Here is a 16,914-nt window from a genome sequence, read left to right as displayed (position 1 = left end):
TCATGCCGTGCCCGCACGCCCACGTCGGCGTGCCCTCACGAAGCCCTCGCGCACCCGCGCCCGGGCCGCTCCCGATCGAGGCCGACCATCATGACAACTCGCAGCCGCCCAGCGACCCTCGCCGCCGCATCCGCCGTGCTCCTCCTGCTCGCGGGATGCACCGCCGGATCCGTTGCGGATGATGTGGATGCCGCACCCGCGCCAGCCGCCGCCTACCCCCTCACGGTGGACAACTGCGGCTTCGAGCTCACCCTCGACAGCCCGCCGGAGCGCGTCGTCACGATCAAGTCGAGCACGACCGAGCTGCTGCTCGCGCTTGGCCTGGGAGAGCGGATCGTGGGCGCCTCCGCGCTCGACGGCCCCCTCCCGGACGGCGCCGAGGTCGAGGTGCTGAGCGACTCGGTGCCCGGGCAGGAGGCCGTGCTCGCCCTCGAGCCCGACCTCGTCTACGCCGGTTGGGAGTCGAACTTCAGCGTCGAGGGCGCCGGCGAGCGCGACCGGCTCGCGCAGTTCGGCATCGCGAGCTACGTCGCGCCACCCGCGTGCAAGGGCGAGGGCTACATGCCGCGACCGCTGACCTTCGAGACGGTCTTCGACAGCATCACCGAGGCGGGCCGCATCTTCGACGCCCAGGCCGCCGCGACCGAGCTCGTGGCCGAACAGCAGGCCGCGCTCGCCGCGCTTCGCCCCGTCGATGGCGCCCCCACCGCGCTCTGGTACTCGAGCGGCCGAGACACCCCCTACGTCGGCGCGGGCATCGGCGCGCCGCAGATGATCATGGATGCCGCAGGACTCTCCAACATCTTCTCCTCCCTCGACGACACCTGGAGTTCCGTCAGCTGGGAGACCGTCGTCGCCCACAACCCCGACGTGATCGTGCTCGTCGACTCCGCGTGGAACACCGCCGATTCCAAGATCGAGGTGCTCGAGGGGCATCCCGCGACCGCCTCCCTCGAGGCCGTGCGGGAGGGCCGCTACGTCGTGCTGCCGTTCGCTGCGACTGAGGCGGGCATCCGCAATGTGGAGGCCGCGGCATCCGCCATCGAACAGCTCAGGGGGCTCGGCTGGTAACCCTCGACACCCGCCCGCCGGCGGAGAAGCGGATGCGCGACCCCCGCCGTCGCGTGTCCCACGCGGCCGCGCTCCTCAGCACGCTCGCGGCCCTGCTCATCGTCTGCTGTGTCGCCATCACGATCGGGCCCGCCGACATCCGGGTGGGTGATGTGCTCGCGAGCGTCGCCGGGCACCTGGGACTGCCTGTCGCCGCCGTGCCGCCCCTCACCGACGCGATCGTGTGGGAGCTGCGACTGCCCCGCGTGCTGACCGCCGCGGCGGTCGGCGCCGGACTCGCCCTCAGCGGCGCCGTCATGCAGAGCGTTACCCGCAACCCCCTCGCCGATCCCTACCTGCTCGGGCTCTCCTCGGGCGCCTCCCTCGGCGCGGTGGCCGTGCTGATCCTCGGGCTCGGCATCCTGCTGCCCGTCGCCGCCTTCGCGGGTGCCCTGCTCGCGCTCGTCGCGTCCCTCGCGATCGCGCGGGCGGGAGGGGCCATCACGCCGGGGCGCGCCGTGCTCGCGGGGCTCGCGATCGCCCAACTGGCGGGGGCGGCGACCTCCTTCGTCATCTTCTGGTCGGCCAAGGGCGACTCCTACCGCGAGATCCTCAACTGGCTGCTCGGGTCCCTCGCGGGCAGCGACTGGTCGACCGTCGCAATCTCGGGCATCGCCCTCGCCGTCGTCGGCACCGCGCTCGTGCTCGCCGCGCCGCGACTCGATGCCTTCACCTTCGGCGACACGGCCGCCGCATCCCTCGGCATCAACGTCGAGGCCACCCGCTGGCTGCTGCTCACGGGCGTCGCGCTCCTCACTGGCGCGATGGTGGCCGTGAGCGGGGCGATCGGCTTCGTCGGCCTCATCCTCCCCCACGTCGTGCGCAGCGTCACGGGCCCCGGGCACGTACGGATGCTCCCACTCGCGGTCGTCGCCGGCGCCCTCTTCCTCGTCGTCGCCGACACCCTCGCCCGCACCGTCTTCGACCCGCGCGAGCTGCCGGTCGGCATCATTACGGCCGTCATCGGCGTGCCCGTCTTCGTGCTCCTCTTCGCGCGCAAGAGGGGGGCAACATGGGCGTGACGACGACGCAGACCCGGCTCGCGGGGCTCGAGCTCAGCGGAGTCTCCGTCTCGATCGACGGTCGGCCCGTGCTTCGCGACATCACGGCGAGCGCCCCCAGCGGCCTTGTGACGGGCCTGCTCGGCCCCAACGGCGCCGGCAAGTCCACCCTCCTGCGGGTCATCGGCGGCATCACGGCCCCGGATGCCGGCACCGTCGCAATCGACGGAACCGACCTCGCCGCCCTCCCGCGCCGCGAGCGCGCCCGCCGCATCGCCCTCCTCGAACAGAACGCCACCCCCTCGACCGACCTGACCGCCCGTGAGGTCGTGCAGCTCGGCCGCATCCCGCACCGCCGCGGACTCCTCAGCTCCACCGACGCCCCCTCGGTCGACGCCGCCCTCGCGGCCGCGGGCGCGACCGACATCGCCGAGCGGCACTGGCACACCCTGAGCGGCGGCCAGCAGCAGCGCGTGCAGGTCGCCCGGGCCCTCGCCCAGGAGCCGGGCGTGCTCCTGCTCGACGAACCCACCAACCACCTCGACGTGCACGCCCAACTGTCGCTCCTGCGGCAGGTGCGCGGGCTCGGCGTCACGGCCGTCATGGCGCTCCACGACCTCACGCTCGCGGCCGCCCACTGCGACCGCATCCTGCTCCTCGACGACGGATGCCTCGTGGCCGCCGGCACCCCCGCCGAGGTGCTGCAGCCCGCCACCATCAGCGCCGTCTACGGCGTGGACTGCGACGTGCTGACCAACCCGCGCACAGGCCACCCGGTCATCGTCTTCTCCTAGCCGCCCGCGCATCCCCTCCCTTCTCCTCGCGTGAGATCCGACAAATGCACCTTCCGCGCCGTCGGGAAGGTGCACTTGTCGGATCTCACTCAAGACCGGCTCACGCAACTGGGCGAATTCTCGGGCGGCGGGGGCAACATCCGGGGCATGAGTGAGACGCATGACGGACCGGATGCCGCCCACCAGCGCCCAGACGGACTCGACGACGCGACCGTCGAGGCACTCGGCAAACTGTCGGAGGCGCTCGAGGTCGTCGAGCATGCGCGGGGGCTGCTGTATGGCTTCCACCGGCTGACCGGCACGGCCGACCTGCACCTCGGCGACGCGGTCGAGGCGCTCCGCAAGGCCGGGCACGACGAGCTCGCCGAGCGCATCAACCGCGAGGTCGTAGGCCGCAACGTCGTCGGCGGTCGCTGGACCTTCCAGATCGTCGAGGACTACGACGACAACTACTACGCCACCTTCAAACAGGTCGAGAAGGATGCCCGTGACCAGCTCGCTGGCGGCCGACGGCACCTCTTCGAGGCCGAGATGAAGGAGGACCGCCGCACGCACGGCGCCCCGCATCACGAGGCGACGCCCGACGACGTGTAGTGAGCCGCCGACGATGTGCGGGTTCGGCAACCATGAGCTTGCTACTCCGCGATGCGCCGCGCCACGAACACCGGGATCTCCCGCTCCGTGCGCTGCTGGTACTCCGCGTAGGGCGGGAACGCGGCCACGCAGCGCTCCCACCAGGCCGCCTTCTCCTCGCCCTCCACGATCCGCACCTCGTAGTCGGCGCGGTCGGCGCCGTCCTGCAGCTCGATGCGCGGCTCCTTGACGAGGTTGTAGTACCAGACCGGATGTTTCGGCGCCCCGCCCATCGATGCGACGAGCGCATACTCGCCCTCGTGTTCGACCCGCATGAGCGCGATCTTGCGCAGCTTGCCCGACTTTGCGCCGACGGACGTGACGATCACGACGGGCCTGCCGCCCAGGGTCGTGCCCTCCGTGCCGCCGGAGCTCTCATAGAGGGCAACCTGGTCGGCGGTGCGCTTCGATGTGCTGGGTTCGTAGTCTCCGCTGAGTGGCATGCCCCCACGCTACGCCGACGACGGCGGCGTGAGTAGCGAGGCCCGCCCCGCCGCAAAGCCTTCCGCCCGCGCCTCCGCGGTGCCCAGGCTGAACATGTCGGCGTCGCCGTGCCGCTGCAGGGAGCGCGCGCCCGGTGCGTCGAGCTCGGCGACGTAGCGGCCGAGTCCCCGCACGACCGCGACGGGCATGCCGCTGGTCTTGCCCTTGACGAGATCGGATGCCGCAGCGACCTCATCCCCGATGGCCGCCGCCGTGACGGTGAGCGGACGCCCCGCGGCATCCGTGGTGCCCCGCAGGTCGTCGATGACCCGCACCCCCGCCGCACCGATCGCAATGTCGGTCTGTCCCTGCCGCCAGGGACGCCCCGCCGTGTCGGTGATGATGACGCCGAGGCGCAGGCCGGTCGCGCGGCGGAGCGCGGCGCAGAGTGTGCGGGCCGAGGCATCCGGATCCTCGGGGAGCAGCAGCACGGTGCCGTCATCCGTGTTGCTCGAGTCGACGCCGGCCGCCGCCATCACAAGGCCCTGCCGGTTCTCGACGATGCGGGTGACGCCGCCGGGATGCTCGCGGGATGCCACCACGCGCACGGTCTCGTCGGTGATCGCCTGCTCTCGGTCGGCCGCCGCGACGACGCGCCCCTCGGCCTTCGACACGACCTTGCTCGTCACGGCGAGGATGTCGCCGTGCTCCAGTTCGGCGCCCGCCGCGAGGATGAGCGCCGCAATGTCGTCGCCCGGCCGCACCTCGGGGATGCCCGCCACGCCGAAGACCGCGAGGCCTGGAACCAACGCCATCACGCCACCAGCTTCGGCAGCACATCGCGCCCGAAGGCCTCGATCCACTCGCGCTGGTTGCGACCCACATTGTGCAGGTGGATGTGAGTGAACCCGAGGTCGAGGTGGCGCTGGATGTGCTCACGGTGGGCGTCGAGGTCGGCGCTCACGAGCATCCGCCCCTCGAAATGCTCGGGCCGCACGAGCCTGGCCAGCTGCTCGAACTCGTAGGGCGACCGCACATCGGCCTGCGAGAACCGCATGGCGCCGTTGGGCCACTCCCGCAGGGCGTTCGCCATGGCCTGCTCGTCGGTGTCGGCCCAGCTGAGGTGCAGGCGCAGCACACGCGGGGCGGATGTCGCGTCCCGGCCGGCCGCGCGGGCCCCCTCCTCGAAGCGGCGCAGCAGCTGCTCGAGCTTCTCGAGCGGCGCATTGGTCGTGATGATGCCGTCGGCGACCCGTCCCGCGCGCTTCGCGGTCACGGGTCCGGATGTCGCGACGAGCACCTGGGGCGCGACCTCGGGCATGGTCCACAGGCGCGCCGACTCGAGGCGAAAGTGCGTGCCGCTGTGCCGCACGTCACGGCCCGCGAGCGAACCTGCGAAGAGCTTGCCGATGACCTCGACAGCCTCGAACATCCGGTCGATGCGTTCGGGCGCCTCGGGCCAGTACTGGCCGACGACGTGCTCGTTGAGCGCCTCGCCCGAGCCCACACCGAGCCAGTGGCGACCCGGGTACATGCTGGCGAGGGTCGCGGATGCCTGCGCCACGGCGGCGGGGTGCATCCGGAAGGTCGGCGAGGTCACAGGTCCGAAGCTGCCCTCGGTGCGCTCACCGAGGGCCGAGAGCACGCTCCACACGAAGGACGACTCGCCCTGCGCGGGAACCCACGGCTGGAAGTGGTCTGCGGCGATGACTCCCGAGAAGCCGTGCGCCTCGGCGTGCGCGGCGAGCGCGACCGCCTCGGAGGGCGCGAACTGTTCCAGCATGGCGGCGTAGCCGATGCGCGCGCGAGTCATAGGTGAATCCTGCCAGCCCCCGGGCTACTTCGCTGCAGGGCGGGCACGCAGGTGAATGCGCTTGCCCTCCTTGCTGAAGATCGACAGCATCTCGACGGGCCCGGCGCCCGTCGCCGAGAGCCAGTGCGGGAGCCGCGTGTCGAACTCCGCGGCCTCGCCCGGGCCGAGCGTGACCTCCTGGTCGCCCAGCACGAGGCGCAGCCTCCCCGAGAGCACATAGAGCCACTCGTGGCCATCGTGCACCCGCGGATCAGGCACGGCCGTCGCGCCGTCCGGATTGGCCGGGAGGGTGACCTTGTAGGTCTGCACGGGGCTCGACTCGGGCGAGAGCGTCTCGTACTGGATCTCGCCCACTCGCTTCTTCGTGCGGGCCACCCGGGGGTCGGGTGCGGCCTGCGGAACGATGTCGTCCAGCTCCAGACGAAGGGCTCGCGCGATGGGCACGACGAGCTCGAGGTTGGGCGCGCGCTTGCCTGCCTCGAGCCGCGACAGCGTACTGGCGGAGATGCCGGTGATGCGCGACAGTTCGGCGAGCGTCATGCTGCGCTTCTCGCGCCAGCTCTTGAGCCGCGGACCCACGAGCTTGACGGAGTTCTCGGCCATGGCGCCCCCTTCTTGCCAATTCAGCACGGATAGTTGCCAGTCAAGCTAGCACGCCGCACGCTGGAACCATGACGAAACGACAAGCGCACGACCCCGCCGCGTTCTGGGAGGAGCGCTACGTCAGTCACCGCGGCGAGAGTGGGCGGATGTGGAGCGGTCGCGTGAACGCCGCCGTCGAACACGAGGTGGCTGGCCTCCCTGTCGGCACCGCCCTCGAACTCGGCAGCGGCGAAGGCGGCGACGCCCTGTGGCTCGCGAGTCACGGGTGGACCGTGACCGCGATCGACATCTCCGCCAATGCCCTTGCGGTCGCCGCCGAGGAAGCACAGCTTCGCGGACTCTCGCACCGCGTGACGTGGCTGCAGGCCGACCTGGCGCAGTGGCATCCGAGTGCCGAGTTCGACCTCGTGACGGCGGCGTTCCTCCACTCGCCCGTCGAGCTCCCGCGCGAGGAGATCCTCCGCCGCGCGGTGGCCGCGGTGGCGCCGGGCGGGCGGCTTCTCATCGTCGGACACGGCGCCCCGCCGCCCGGCTCGACCGAGCCGGACCACGCGCACGAGATCCCGCCGACCGCCGACGAGGTGCTCGCCTCGCTGGCGCTCCCAGCCGACTGGACCGTCGAGACGAACGGGGTCTTCGAACGCACCATGACCTGGAAGGGCACGCGGATGGCGATCGCCGACACGGTGCTGCGGGTGCGCCGCCCCGCGGGTTGACTACTGGCTCAGAACCAGGCGGGCTCCATGTCGAGGGTGTCGCGGTTGAGGCTGTCGAGCAGGTCGAACTGCGGGCCCGTCTTGGGCAGCTCCCACGCGAAGAAGAAGGATGCCGCGCGCCGCTTGCCCTCGTAGAACTCGCCAGCCCTGTCGCCCGCCGCGAGCGCCTGGTCGAGCCACAGCCACGCGACCACGACGTGCCCGACCGCTTCGAGGTAGACGGATGAGTTGGCGAGCGCGACGGCCGGGTCACCCTGGCCCCACAGCCGCTCGGTGCTCTGCTGGATGCGGGCGGCGGCGGCCTGCAGCATCCGCCCCTGCTCTGCAGCCTCGCCGCCGGCCTCGAGTGCTCGCGCCGCGGTCCCGTTGATGCGGCCGAGCAGCAGCGCAAGTGCCGCCCCGCCCTTCATGGTGACCTTGCGGCCGAGCAGGTCGAGGCCCTGCACGCCGTGGGTTCCCTCGTGGATGGGGTTGAGCCGGTTGTCGCGGTAGAACTGCTCGACGTCGAAGTCGCGCGTGTAGCCGTAGCCGCCATGCACCTGGATGGCGAGTTCGTTCGCGCGCAGCGCCCACTGCGAGGGCCAGCTCTTGGCAATCGGCGTCAGGATGTCGAGCAGCAGGGTCGCCTGCGTGCGCTCCTCCTCGCTCTCCGCCGTCTGCTCCTCATCGACGAGCGTGGAGCAGTAGAGGCCCAGCGCCATGCCGCCCTCGACGTAGGCCTTCTGCTCGAGCAGCATCCGTCGCACGTCGGCGTGCTCGATGAGCGGCACCGGTGGCGTGCTCGGGTCTTTGACGCCGAGCCCGCGGCCCTGCGTGCGCACCTTCGCGTAGTCGAGCGCCTGCCGGTAGCCGACATAGCCGAGGGATGTCGCGAGCATCCCGACCCCGATGCGTGCCTCGTTCATCATGTGGAACATGTAGGCGAGGCCGCTGTGCAGCTCCCCGAGCAGGTAGCCGACGGCACCGCCCGAGCCACCCGGCGTGTACTTGCCCTCCCCGAAGTTCAGGAGGGTGTTGGTCGTGCCGCGCTGGCCCATCTTGTGGTTGAGGCCCGCGAGCACCACGTCGTTGCGCTCACCGAGCGAACCATCGGATGCGTGCAGGTACTTGGGCACGATGAAGAGCGAGATGCCCTTCACGCCCGCGGGAGCGCCGGGTGTCTTCGCGAGCACGAGGTGCACGATGTTCTCGCTCAGCTCGTGATCGCCGCCCGAGATCCACATCTTGGTGCCCGTGAGGCGGAAGGTGCCGTCGTCCTGGGGCACCGCCATGGTCGTGATGTCGGCGAGCGACGAGCCTGCCTGCGGCTCCGAGAGCGCCATGGTGCCGAAGTAGCGACCCTCGAGCATGGGCTGCACCCACTCGTCGACCTGTTCCTCGGACCCGTGGGCGACGATGCAGTGCGCATTGCCGATCGTGAGGAAGGCGTAGTTGGAGGTGCTCGCGTTCGCCGCCTGGAACCAGGCCATGCAGGCCCGCATGACCGACATGGGCAGCTGGAGGCCGCCGATCTCCTCGTCGAAGGAGGCGGCGAAGAGGCCCGACTCGGTGAAGGCCGCGAGGCCCTCGGCGATCTCGGGCACGAGGGTGACGGTGCCGTCCTCCGCCATGACGGGCTCGTTGGCATCGGACTTCTTGTTGTGTGGCGCGAAGTGCTTCGTCGCCACGTCGGCGCTCAGGTCGAGGACCGCGTCGAACGTCTCACGGGAGTGCTCCGCAAAGCGCGGGCGCTCCGTGAGACGTTCGACGTCAAGCCATTCGTAGAGCAGGAAGTCCAGGTCGCGGCGGGAAAGCGCGGGTACAGCCACGGCGGGGACCTCCAGAGGTTACTTGCTGACCTTGCCCATGAGGTTGGCGATCGGGCGCAGGATGAGCGGTCGTGCGGCGAACCAGAGTGCGATCAGCACGACCATGGTGATGGCGAACATCCCGAAGCCGAACCACGACTCCTCGTTGCGTCCACCGAACATGTGGTTCAGGTTGCGCAGGGCACCCGTCGTGAACACGAGGGTGACGTGGGCGATGATGAACACCACGAAGTAGAGCATGACGGGGAAGTGGATGGCGCGGGCGACCTCGACCGGGTAGACCTTGTTGATCGCCGCATCCTTGGGCCACGCGCCCGACATCCGGATGCCCGTCGCGATCGCCAGCGGCGCCGCGATGAAGACCGTCACGAAGTAGGCGATGATCTGCAGGCTGTTGTACGACACCCACGAGTTCTCGTGCGGCCAGTCCAGCGACGCGTACTGCAGCGCGGCGGACAGCGCGTTGGGGATGTGCTCCCACGACGCCGGCACGATGCGCTGCCACTGGCCGGTGGCGAACAGCATGATGTAGAACACTAGGCCGTTGATCACCCAGAGGGCGTCGAGGCTCAGGTGCAGCCACAGGTCGAGGCTGATCTTGGTGGGCTTGCCCTTGGTCTTGATCAGACCCGTGTTGTTGCGGGTCCAGTGTGCCGGCGGGCGCTGCCGCGTGCGCACGTGCCATCCGGAGCGGATGATCAGCACGATCAGCAGGATGTTGAACAGGTGCGACCACTGCACCCACACGGGGAAGCCCTGGGCCTCGTCGCGTTCGACATGGCCGGGGTAGTCGGTGAGGAACGACTGGACCTCAGGCAGGGTGCGCAGCCACTGGGCGCCGAGCACGGCGGCGGCCAGCAGCACGACGGCGACCGGGATGACCCAGACGAGCGGGAACCACTTGCTGCGGTTCCCGCCCTTCTTGGACGGCGTCGCCTTGGAGGTGGAGGTACTCACTTGCCGCGAGCCTCGATCGCCTCGATGACCTTCGGAACGACCTCGAAGACGTCACCGACGATGCCGAAGTCGGCGATCTCGAAGATGGGCGAGTCCTCGTCCTTGTTGATCGCGACGATCGTCTTGGCCGTCTGCATGCCCGCGCGGTGCTGGATCGCGCCCGAGATGCCGAGGGCGATGTAGAGCTGCGGGGAGACCGTGATGCCGGTCTGGCCAACCTGGTAGGAGTGCGGCACGTAGCCGGCGTCGACCGCGGCACGCGAGGCACCCACGGCTGCGCCGAGGGCGTCGGCGAGCTGCTCGACGAGCACGAAGTTCTCCTTCGAGCCGAGGCCGCGACCACCCGAGACGATCTTCTGCGCACCACGCAGTTCGGGACGGGTGGAGGTGACGGTCTCGTCGTTGACGGAGTCGATCGTGGCCGCGACGCTCGTGTCGGGCGTGACCTGCGCGGTCTGCGCCGTCGCCGAGCCGGCAGGAGCCTGGCCGTCGATCGCGCCGAGGCGCAGCGTGACGATGGGCAGGCCGCCCTCGACCGTTGCCTCGACCGTGTAGGCGCCACCGAAGACGGAGTGGGTCGCGACGACACGGTCGCCGTCAGCCTTCACGCCGACCGCGTCAACGAGGAGCGCTCCCTTGGTGCGCACCGCAAGGCGACCCGCGATCTCGCGACCGTCGGGCGAGTGCGCGGCAAGCACGGCGGTGGGGCTGAACTCGGCGACAGCGGCCTCGAGCGCGGCAACCTGGCCGGCTGCGACGGTCGTGGTCGCGGCATCCGTCTCAGCGACGTAGACCTGCTGGGCGCCGAGGCTGCCCAGCTGCTCGACGAGGCCGGCGCCCGTGCCGGGTGCCACCGCGACAACCGCGACGGGCGTGCCCATGTCGGCGGCTGCCTTCAGCAGCATCTGGGCGGAACCACGGATCTCGCCAGTGGTGGAGACCTCGATGAAAGCGAGGATGTTCGACATCTGCATACTCCTTAGATGAGGTCGTGACTAGATCAGGCGCTGGGCGGCGAGGAATTCGACGAGCTCTTCGGCGGCCTGGCCCTCGTCGACGACCTTGCGGCCAGCGGCACGCGCGGGACGCTCAGAAGTGCTCACGACGACCGAACGAGCAAGGCCCGGGAACGACGGGTCCACACCGAGCTCGGAGAGGGAGACCACGGTCAGCGGCTTGCGCTTGGCCGTCATGATGCCCTTGAAGTTGGGGAAGCGAGCCTCGTCGGCGCTCTCAGTGATCGAGACGATCGCCGGCAGCGGAGCGTGCACGGCACGGGTGCCGGACTCGGTCGCCTGCGAACCGCTCACTTCGGAGCCGATCGTCAGCCCATCGACACCGTTGAGGCACGAGATGCCCAGGTGCTCGGCGATCATCGCCGGGACGACACCGCCGCGACCGTCGGTCGAAGCGTCACCGGCAACGACCAGGTCGACGCCGCCGATGTGACGGATGGCGGCCGCCAGCGTCGTGGCCGTCCAACCCGCGTCGGATGCGACCAGCGCGTCATCGAGCACGTGGATCGCCGAGTCGGCACCCATCGACAGCGCCTTGCGGAGCGCATCCTTCGCCTCACCCGGACCCATCGAGACGACAACGACCTCGACGCTCTTGTCAGCATCCTTCTGCTGCAGCGCCACCTCGATCGCGCGCTCGCTGATCTCGTCGATGATCGCGTCACTAGCGTCGCGGTCAACCAGACCCTCCGGCGTCAGCTTGCGCTCGCCATACGTGTCAGGCACCTGCTTGATGAGCACGGCAATCTTCACTGATATCTCCTTGTCGTCGTCACCCCAGGGGCATCTCCGGATACCAAACTACCCGTCCCGCGATGCAGCACCTGATCATCTGTGGGATGTCTCGGCTGTGGGCGTCCCTGCGTACACAGTTTCTGTGCCGCCGCTCAAAGTATTGCATCGTGCGCAGGTTGATGAAGTCGACCTCTCAGTGCCCGGAATTCGCGTGATACTCAAGCGAGATCGCGGATGCGCGGCGCGAGATCACGCTCGAAGAGCTCGACGAAGCGGCGCTGGTCATGGCCCGGCCCGTGGAACACGAGGTGATTGAGTCCCGCCTCAACGTAGGGACGCACCTGCTCGACGACCTCCTCGGGGTCGTTCGAGACGATCCAACGCTTCGCGACCTGCTCGATGGGGAGGGCATCCGCCGCCGCCTCCATCTCCATGGGGTCATCGATCGAGTGCTTCTGCTCGGGCGTGAGCGAGAGCGGCGCCCAGAAGCGCGTGTTCTCCAGCGCAGCATCCGCGTCGGTGTCGTAGGAGAGCTTGATCTCGATCATCCGGTCGATGTCGTCCATGCTGCGGCCCGCCTTCGCGGCACCCTCCGCGACAGCCGGGAGGAGCGAGTCGGTGTAGAGCTCCATGCCCTTGCCCGAAGTGCAGATGAAGCCGTCGCCCGCCCGACCCGCATAGCGAGCCACGAGGGGGCCGCCCGCCGCGACATAGACGGGGATGCCGCCATCCGGCACGTCATAGATGGAGGCGCCAACCGTGCGGTAGTACTCGCCCTCGAAGTCGACGCGATCGCCGACCCACAGCTGCCGCATGAGGTCGACCGCCTCACGCAGGCGTGCAAAGCGTTCCTTGAACTCGGGCCACTCGCGATCGAAGCCCGTCGCGATCTCGTTGAGGGCCTCGCCGGTTCCGACACCGAGGAAGATGCGGTCCGGGTAGAGGCAGCCCATGGTCGCGAAGGCCTGCGCGACCACCGCCGGGTTGTAGCGGAACGTCGGTGTCATGACCGAGGTGCCGATCGTGATGCGCTCGGTGCGCTCGCCCACGGCGGTCATCCATGCGAGGGAGAACGGCGCATGGCCACCCTTGTGGCGCCACGGCTGGAAGTGGTCGCTCACCGTGACGCTGTCGAAGCCGTGCTCCTCCGCGAGCACGCCCAACTCGACGAGTTCTCGCGGTGCGAACTGTTCAGCGGATGCCTTGAGGCCGAGTTTCAGCATGGCCAGACACTACTCCCGTCGTGTTGCAGGAATGTGTACAGATCCCCCGCACGGGGTCGTTCGGACGGCGGATGTCACGGGCTTGGGCCACTCGCTACCGTTGACGCACACCCCCAACGAAAGGCACCACCCGTGATCGACGCGCTCCAGGCGTTCACCGAGTCCGTACACCCGTTCTGGCAGTGGGCGGCGGTGATCCTGATCAGCGCCATCCCGTTCGTCGAGTCCTACGGCGGCGCGCTCGTCGGCGTGCTGGCGGGTGTGCCCGTCATCGTCGCGATCATCGCGGCCGTCGTCGGCAACTGGATCTCGATGGTGCTCGTCGTGCTGCTCTTCAAGAAGATCCGCGACGTGCGCGGCTCCGACGAGAAGGAGCTGAGCCCCCGCAAGCAGAAGTTCAAGGATCGCTTCGATCGTTTCGGCGTCGCCGGCGTGAGCCTGCTCGGCCAGACCGTGCTGCCAAGCCAGATCACCTCGGGTGCGATGGTCGGCTGGGGCGCCTCGCGCAGCGCCGTCATCCTCTGGCAGACGATCTCGATCATCCTGTGGGGCATCGCCTTCGGTGTGCTCGGGATGCTCGGCGTCAACCTCCTCGCCGGCCGCTGACCGCTCACGCAATTCAGGACCGGGCCTGCCCCGGTCCTGAATTGTGAAGGGCACCTCCTGAATTGGGAAAGACCGTAGGTTGGTGTCGTGACGAGAGACGGTTCGACGGATGCTGCCCTGCGGCTCGCCGCGACGATCCTGCTCGTCCGTGACGATCCCTTCGAGGTGCTCACCGTGCAGCGGCACGCCGGCGCGACCTTCGCCTCGGCGATCGTGTTCCCGGGCGGGGTCGTCGACCCCGACGACGGCGACGACGAGTGGCTGCCGCTGCTCACCGGCGCCGAGCACCTCGATCGCTTCGAGCGTGGCATCCGTATCGCGGGCATCCGGGAGACCTTCGAGGAGGCGGGCCTCCTCCTTGCACAGCACGTTGACGGCGGCCATGTGGAGCAGCCGGATGCTGCGGCGCCCCGCTTCATCGACACGGTGCGCGAATCGGGGGGTCGGCTTCGCCTCGACAAGGTGGTGCACTTCGGGCACTGGATCACCCCGCCCACGAACCCGAAGCGCTTCGACACCCACTTCCTGCTCGCGCGCGCACCGCGCAACCAGACCGCGACGGCGGACGGCACCGAGGCGGTCAACGTCAAGTGGGCGGCGCCCAGTGCCCTCATCCGGCGCGCGGAGCAGGGCGAGCGGAACATCATGTTCCCCACCTACGCGAACCTGTTGCGGCTTGCGGAGAGCGGCACGGCGACGGATGCGCTCCGGCAGGCAGCAGAGCGGCCCCGCTTCGCCGTCCACGCCCGCGCCGAGACGCGCCCCGACGGCACGCGCGTCAGCATCATTCCGGCGGAGGCTGGCTACGGCATCACGGAGTTCCCGCTGTAGGGTCGCGCCATGGACACTCAGTTCAGCGACCTCGTGAGGCCCGTGCTGGCTCCCAATCCCGGCCCGATGACGCTCGACGGCACCAACAGCTACCTCCTGGGACGCCCCGACGAACTCGTGGTGGTCGATCCCGGGCCCGACGACGCCGGCCATCTCGACGCGCTCGCGGCGGCGGGCCGCGTGGCGCTCATCCTCATCACGCACCACCACGCCGACCACACGGCCGGCATCCCGGGCCTTCGCGAGCGCACGGGGGCGCCCGTCCGCGCCTTTGACCCGGCCTACTGCCACGACGCCGAGCCACTCGTCGACGGCGAGATCATCGAGGTGGACGGGGTGAGCATCCGCGTGCTCGCGACGCCCGGCCACACGGCCGACTCGCTCAGCTTCGTCGTCGAGGCGGACGGCAAGGTCGGCGTGCTCACGGGAGACACGATCCTCGGGCGCGGCACGACCGTGCTCATGAACGACGACGGCTCCCTCGCCGCCTACCTCGACTCGCTCGACCGGCTGGAGGCGCTCGGCCCCGTGACCGTGCTGCCGGCCCACGGCCCGGAGCTTCCCGATCTGGTAGCGGTCTGCCAGGCGCTGCGCGAGCACCGGCACGAACGGCTGCAGCAGATCCGCGAGGCACTGCAGCAACTGTCGACGGATGCCGCATCCGCCGAGGTCGCGTCCGTCACCGACCTCGTCTATGCCGACGTGGATCCCGCCGTGCGCTTCGCCGCCGAGTCATCCGTCGCCACCCAGCTCGCCTACCTGCGACTTTCCTAATTCAGGACCATGTGCCCAGAGCGGCATATGGTCCTGAATTAGGAAAGAAAACTCCTGAATTGGGAAAGCCTGGATCCTGAATTGGGGATGCCGACGGGGCCGGTAGCGTGGTGGCATGCGTGTCGCCACCTGGAACGTCAACTCCATCCGCACCCGATACGGCCGAGTCGTCGACTGGCTCGTGCGCGAAGACATCGACGTGCTGGGCATGCAGGAGATCAAGTGCAAGCCGGAGCAGTTCCCCGTCGCCGCCTTCGAGGAGGCCGGTTACGAGATCATCGCGCACGGCCTCAACCAGTGGAACGGCGTCGCCTTCGCGAGCCGCCTCCCGATGACGGATGTCGAGACCTCATTCGCGGGCCAGCCCGGCTTCCTGAAGGGCCACGAGGGACCCGACCAGCCGCTCGAGGCCCGCGCCCTCGGCGTCACGGTGGACGACGTGCGACTGTGGAGCCTCTACGTGCCCAACGGGCGTTCGCTCACCGACCCGCACTACGTCTACAAGCTGGACTGGCTGGGGCGGTTGCGCGAGGCATCCGAGGCCTGGATGGCGGAGCATCCGGGCACTCCCCTCGCGCTCATGGGCGACTGGAACGTTGCGCCGCTCGACTCCGACGTGGGCGACCCAGGGCTGCAGGTCGGCGTGACGACGCACGTCTCACCCGCCGAGCGGGAGGCGTTCTTCGCCTTCGAGTCGGCCGGCATCAGCGACGTCGTGCGGCCGATCGTGCCCGAGGGCTACACCTATTGGGACTACAAGCAGCTCAAGTTCCCGCGCAACGAGGGGCTTCGCATCGACTTCATCCTCGGCAACGAGGAGTTCGCCGACCTGGTGACGGATGCCTCGATCCACCGCGATGAGCGCAAGGGTGACGCCCCCAGCGACCACGTGCCTGTCGTCGTCGACCTCGAGATCGCGGGCGATGACGACGATCGGCCGATGATCTTCTAGCTCAGCAGGGCCGCGATCAGCAGCAGCACCGGCAGGGAGCCGACCGTCGTGATGAAGATCGTGTCCCGCGAGACGATGACGCCTCGCCCGAAGAGTTGCGCGTAGTTGAACACGTTCTGCGCGGTCGGCAGTGCGGCGAGTCCAACCGCGACGAAGAGCTCGTGTCCCTCGAGACCGAACACGAAGCGGGCGAGTGCCCACGCGCTGAGCGGCATCAGCGCGAGCTTGATGCTCGTCGCGAGGAGCACATCGCGGCGACCGGAGCCCGGCTCGAGGATGCGCTGGCCGTGCAGCGAGATGCCGTAGTTCAAGAGCATGAGCGGCACGGCGGCCGCGCCAACAATGAGGAACGGTTCCATCACCGGCGCCGGGATCTCGATGCCCGTCACCGACACGATCACCCCAGCAGCGGAGCCGATGAGGATGGGGTTCTTGAGCGGTTGCGTGACCGTCGCGAGCAACGAACGGCGCCCCGATGTCGTCATGTCGAGCAACGCAAGCCCGACCGGCGCAAGAATGAGCAGCTGCAACAGGATGACGGGCGCGGATGCCGCGGCATCCCCCAGCACATACAGCGAGACCGGAATCCCGATGTTGTTGGCGTTGACGTAGCCCGCCGACAGCGAGCCGATGACAACCTCAGGCGCCGGGCGCCGCCACGCGAAGCGGGACACGAGCGCGAAAGCCGTCATCGCGGCGATCGCCGCGCCGGCAGCGATCGCGAGTTCCGAGGAGAAGAGCCGCTCGACCGGGGTCGTGCCGAGGATCGTGAAGAGCAGGCTCGGGGCCAGTACGAAGTACACGAGACGCGCGAGCACGAGCGGCGCGTGCGGCCCGAGCAGACGGATGCGCCCGAGCACATAGCCAGTGGCGATGATCGCCGCGATGATCGCGAACCCCACCAAGACCCCTGCCACGG

Annotated in this window: 19 protein-coding genes; 9 read left to right on the top strand and 10 right to left on the bottom strand. The window is 69.3% G+C overall.

Annotated features, from left to right (window positions below; genetic code table 11):
- The first annotated feature begins 90 nt into the window (after positions 1-90).
- The 4 genes from ACIQK7_RS05915 to ACIQK7_RS05900 all read left to right on the top strand — a co-directional run bounded on the left by ACIQK7_RS05915 (position 91) and on the right by ACIQK7_RS05900 (position 3,499).
- Positions 91-1,071 (top strand): putative F420-0 ABC transporter substrate-binding protein, encoded by a 981-nt coding sequence (locus ACIQK7_RS05915; protein WP_403022194.1) that lies wholly within the window; start codon positions 91-93, stop codon positions 1,069-1,071.
- A 32-nt stretch (positions 1,072-1,103) separates the two neighbouring features.
- Positions 1,104-2,132 carry a putative F420-0 ABC transporter permease subunit gene (locus ACIQK7_RS05910; protein ID WP_403022192.1) on the top strand — a complete coding sequence of 343 codons (1,029 nt, stop codon included), beginning with the start codon at positions 1,104-1,106 and terminating at the stop codon, positions 2,130-2,132.
- The gene (locus ACIQK7_RS05905) at positions 2,123-2,905 is read left to right on the top strand and encodes an ABC transporter ATP-binding protein (protein ID WP_403022191.1); all 783 of its coding nucleotides are present in this window, start codon (positions 2,123-2,125) and stop codon (positions 2,903-2,905) included. Before ACIQK7_RS05910 ends, ACIQK7_RS05905 begins: the two co-directional genes overlap by 10 nt.
- 147 nt (positions 2,906-3,052) lie before the next feature.
- A complete protein-coding gene (locus tag ACIQK7_RS05900; protein WP_403022189.1) occupies positions 3,053-3,499 on the top strand; it encodes a hypothetical protein in 447 nt (148 codons plus the stop codon).
- A gap of 41 nt (positions 3,500-3,540) precedes the next feature.
- Here ACIQK7_RS05900 and ACIQK7_RS05895 read toward each other — a convergent pair whose 3' ends face one another.
- Genes ACIQK7_RS05895 through ACIQK7_RS05880 form a run of 4 tightly spaced genes read right to left on the bottom strand, consistent with a single transcriptional unit; the run spans position 3,541 to position 6,377 of the window.
- Positions 3,541-3,981: a nitroreductase family deazaflavin-dependent oxidoreductase gene (locus ACIQK7_RS05895; protein ID WP_403022187.1), complete on the bottom strand. Its 441-nt coding sequence runs from the start codon at positions 3,979-3,981 to the stop codon at positions 3,541-3,543.
- A 9-nt stretch (positions 3,982-3,990) separates the two neighbouring features.
- On the bottom strand, positions 3,991-4,776 hold the full coding sequence (locus tag ACIQK7_RS05890) for a coenzyme F420-0:L-glutamate ligase (RefSeq protein ID WP_403023994.1): 786 nt from the start codon (positions 4,774-4,776) through the stop codon (positions 3,991-3,993).
- Entirely contained in the window at positions 4,776-5,774 is a 999-nt protein-coding gene (locus ACIQK7_RS05885; protein WP_403022185.1) for a TIGR03557 family F420-dependent LLM class oxidoreductase, read from the bottom strand. Before ACIQK7_RS05885 ends, ACIQK7_RS05890 begins: the two co-directional genes overlap by 1 nt.
- A gap of 24 nt (positions 5,775-5,798) precedes the next feature.
- On the bottom strand, positions 5,799-6,377 hold the full coding sequence (locus ACIQK7_RS05880) for a helix-turn-helix domain-containing protein (RefSeq protein ID WP_403022183.1): 579 nt from the start codon (positions 6,375-6,377) through the stop codon (positions 5,799-5,801).
- 68 nt (positions 6,378-6,445) lie between these two features.
- Between ACIQK7_RS05880 and ACIQK7_RS05875 the strand changes: the two genes are divergently transcribed.
- The gene (locus tag ACIQK7_RS05875) at positions 6,446-7,093 is read left to right on the top strand and encodes an SAM-dependent methyltransferase (protein ID WP_403022181.1); all 648 of its coding nucleotides are present in this window, start codon (positions 6,446-6,448) and stop codon (positions 7,091-7,093) included.
- Positions 7,094-7,101: 8 nt separating this feature from the next.
- On the opposite strand, the gene ACIQK7_RS05870 is transcribed toward ACIQK7_RS05875, so the two are convergent.
- The 5 genes from ACIQK7_RS05870 to fgd all read right to left on the bottom strand — a co-directional run bounded on the left by ACIQK7_RS05870 (position 7,102) and on the right by fgd (position 12,832).
- Positions 7,102-8,901 carry an acyl-CoA dehydrogenase gene (locus ACIQK7_RS05870; protein ID WP_403022179.1) on the bottom strand — a complete coding sequence of 600 codons (1,800 nt, stop codon included), beginning with the start codon at positions 8,899-8,901 and terminating at the stop codon, positions 7,102-7,104.
- An 18-nt stretch (positions 8,902-8,919) separates the two neighbouring features.
- Positions 8,920-9,858, bottom strand: coding sequence for a cytochrome b/b6 domain-containing protein (locus tag ACIQK7_RS05865; RefSeq protein ID WP_403022177.1), 939 nt, complete (start codon positions 9,856-9,858; stop codon positions 8,920-8,922).
- Positions 9,855-10,826 (bottom strand): electron transfer flavoprotein subunit alpha/FixB family protein, encoded by a 972-nt coding sequence (locus ACIQK7_RS05860; RefSeq protein ID WP_403022175.1) that lies wholly within the window; start codon positions 10,824-10,826, stop codon positions 9,855-9,857. The genes ACIQK7_RS05865 and ACIQK7_RS05860 overlap by 4 nt, the downstream gene beginning before the upstream one ends.
- 27 nt (positions 10,827-10,853) lie before the next feature.
- Positions 10,854-11,627, bottom strand: a complete 774-nt coding sequence (locus ACIQK7_RS05855) for an electron transfer flavoprotein subunit beta/FixA family protein (protein WP_403022173.1) — start codon at positions 11,625-11,627, stop codon at positions 10,854-10,856.
- Between the two features lie 200 nt (positions 11,628-11,827).
- The gene (gene fgd, locus ACIQK7_RS05850; RefSeq protein WP_403022171.1) at positions 11,828-12,832 is read right to left on the bottom strand and encodes a glucose-6-phosphate dehydrogenase (coenzyme-F420); all 1,005 of its coding nucleotides are present in this window, start codon (positions 12,830-12,832) and stop codon (positions 11,828-11,830) included.
- Positions 12,833-12,964: 132 nt separating this feature from the next.
- Here fgd and ACIQK7_RS05845 point away from each other — a divergent pair, with 132 nt between their 5' ends.
- From ACIQK7_RS05845 to ACIQK7_RS05830, 4 genes are all read left to right on the top strand, one after another.
- Positions 12,965-13,438, top strand: a complete 474-nt coding sequence (locus ACIQK7_RS05845) for a hypothetical protein (protein ID WP_403022169.1) — start codon at positions 12,965-12,967, stop codon at positions 13,436-13,438.
- An 87-nt stretch (positions 13,439-13,525) separates the two neighbouring features.
- Positions 13,526-14,269 (top strand): NUDIX hydrolase, encoded by a 744-nt coding sequence (locus ACIQK7_RS05840; RefSeq protein ID WP_403022167.1) that lies wholly within the window; start codon positions 13,526-13,528, stop codon positions 14,267-14,269.
- A 9-nt stretch (positions 14,270-14,278) separates the two neighbouring features.
- Positions 14,279-15,043 (top strand): MBL fold metallo-hydrolase, encoded by a 765-nt coding sequence (locus tag ACIQK7_RS05835; RefSeq protein WP_403022165.1) that lies wholly within the window; start codon positions 14,279-14,281, stop codon positions 15,041-15,043.
- 115 nt (positions 15,044-15,158) lie between these two features.
- Positions 15,159-15,995, top strand: coding sequence for an exodeoxyribonuclease III (locus ACIQK7_RS05830; protein ID WP_403022163.1), 837 nt, complete (start codon positions 15,159-15,161; stop codon positions 15,993-15,995).
- On the opposite strand, the gene ACIQK7_RS05825 is transcribed toward ACIQK7_RS05830, so the two are convergent.
- The gene (locus ACIQK7_RS05825; protein WP_403022161.1) at positions 15,992-16,912 is read right to left on the bottom strand and encodes an AEC family transporter; all 921 of its coding nucleotides are present in this window, start codon (positions 16,910-16,912) and stop codon (positions 15,992-15,994) included. The genes ACIQK7_RS05830 and ACIQK7_RS05825 overlap by 4 nt on opposite strands.
- Positions 16,913-16,914: the final 2 nt, after the last annotated feature.

It is taken from the genome of Salinibacterium sp. GXW1014 (assembly GCF_044769865.1).
Lineage (GTDB): Bacteria > Actinomycetota > Actinomycetes > Actinomycetales > Microbacteriaceae > Homoserinimonas.
Note: the sequence above shows the minus strand (reverse complement) of the source record. Positions and strands in the feature narration are given on the sequence as shown.

Bases quoted from the DNA above. Each gene is read 5' to 3' on its own strand.
- ACIQK7_RS05835 (WP_403022165.1), top strand. From the start codon at position 14,279: ATGGACACTCAGTTCAGCGACCTCGTGAGGCCCGTGCTGGCTCCCAAT.
- ACIQK7_RS05880 (WP_403022183.1), bottom strand. From the start codon at position 6,377: ATGGCCGAGAACTCCGTCAAGCTCGTGGGTCCGCGGCTCAAGAGCTGG.
- ACIQK7_RS05900 (WP_403022189.1), top strand. From the start codon at position 3,053: ATGAGTGAGACGCATGACGGACCGGATGCCGCCCACCAGCGCCCAGAC.
- ACIQK7_RS05885 (WP_403022185.1), bottom strand. From the start codon at position 5,774: ATGACTCGCGCGCGCATCGGCTACGCCGCCATGCTGGAACAGTTCGCG.
- ACIQK7_RS05860 (WP_403022175.1), bottom strand. From the start codon at position 10,826: ATGTCGAACATCCTCGCTTTCATCGAGGTCTCCACCACTGGCGAGATC.
- ACIQK7_RS05875 (WP_403022181.1), top strand. From the start codon at position 6,446: ATGACGAAACGACAAGCGCACGACCCCGCCGCGTTCTGGGAGGAGCGC.
- ACIQK7_RS05830 (WP_403022163.1), top strand. From the start codon at position 15,159: ATGCGTGTCGCCACCTGGAACGTCAACTCCATCCGCACCCGATACGGC.
- fgd (WP_403022171.1), bottom strand. From the start codon at position 12,832: ATGCTGAAACTCGGCCTCAAGGCATCCGCTGAACAGTTCGCACCGCGA.
- ACIQK7_RS05905 (WP_403022191.1), top strand. From the start codon at position 2,123: ATGGGCGTGACGACGACGCAGACCCGGCTCGCGGGGCTCGAGCTCAGC.
- ACIQK7_RS05895 (WP_403022187.1), bottom strand. From the start codon at position 3,981: ATGCCACTCAGCGGAGACTACGAACCCAGCACATCGAAGCGCACCGCC.
- ACIQK7_RS05915 (WP_403022194.1), top strand. From the start codon at position 91: ATGACAACTCGCAGCCGCCCAGCGACCCTCGCCGCCGCATCCGCCGTG.
- ACIQK7_RS05890 (WP_403023994.1), bottom strand. From the start codon at position 4,776: ATGGCGTTGGTTCCAGGCCTCGCGGTCTTCGGCGTGGCGGGCATCCCC.
- ACIQK7_RS05910 (WP_403022192.1), top strand. From the start codon at position 1,104: ATGCGCGACCCCCGCCGTCGCGTGTCCCACGCGGCCGCGCTCCTCAGC.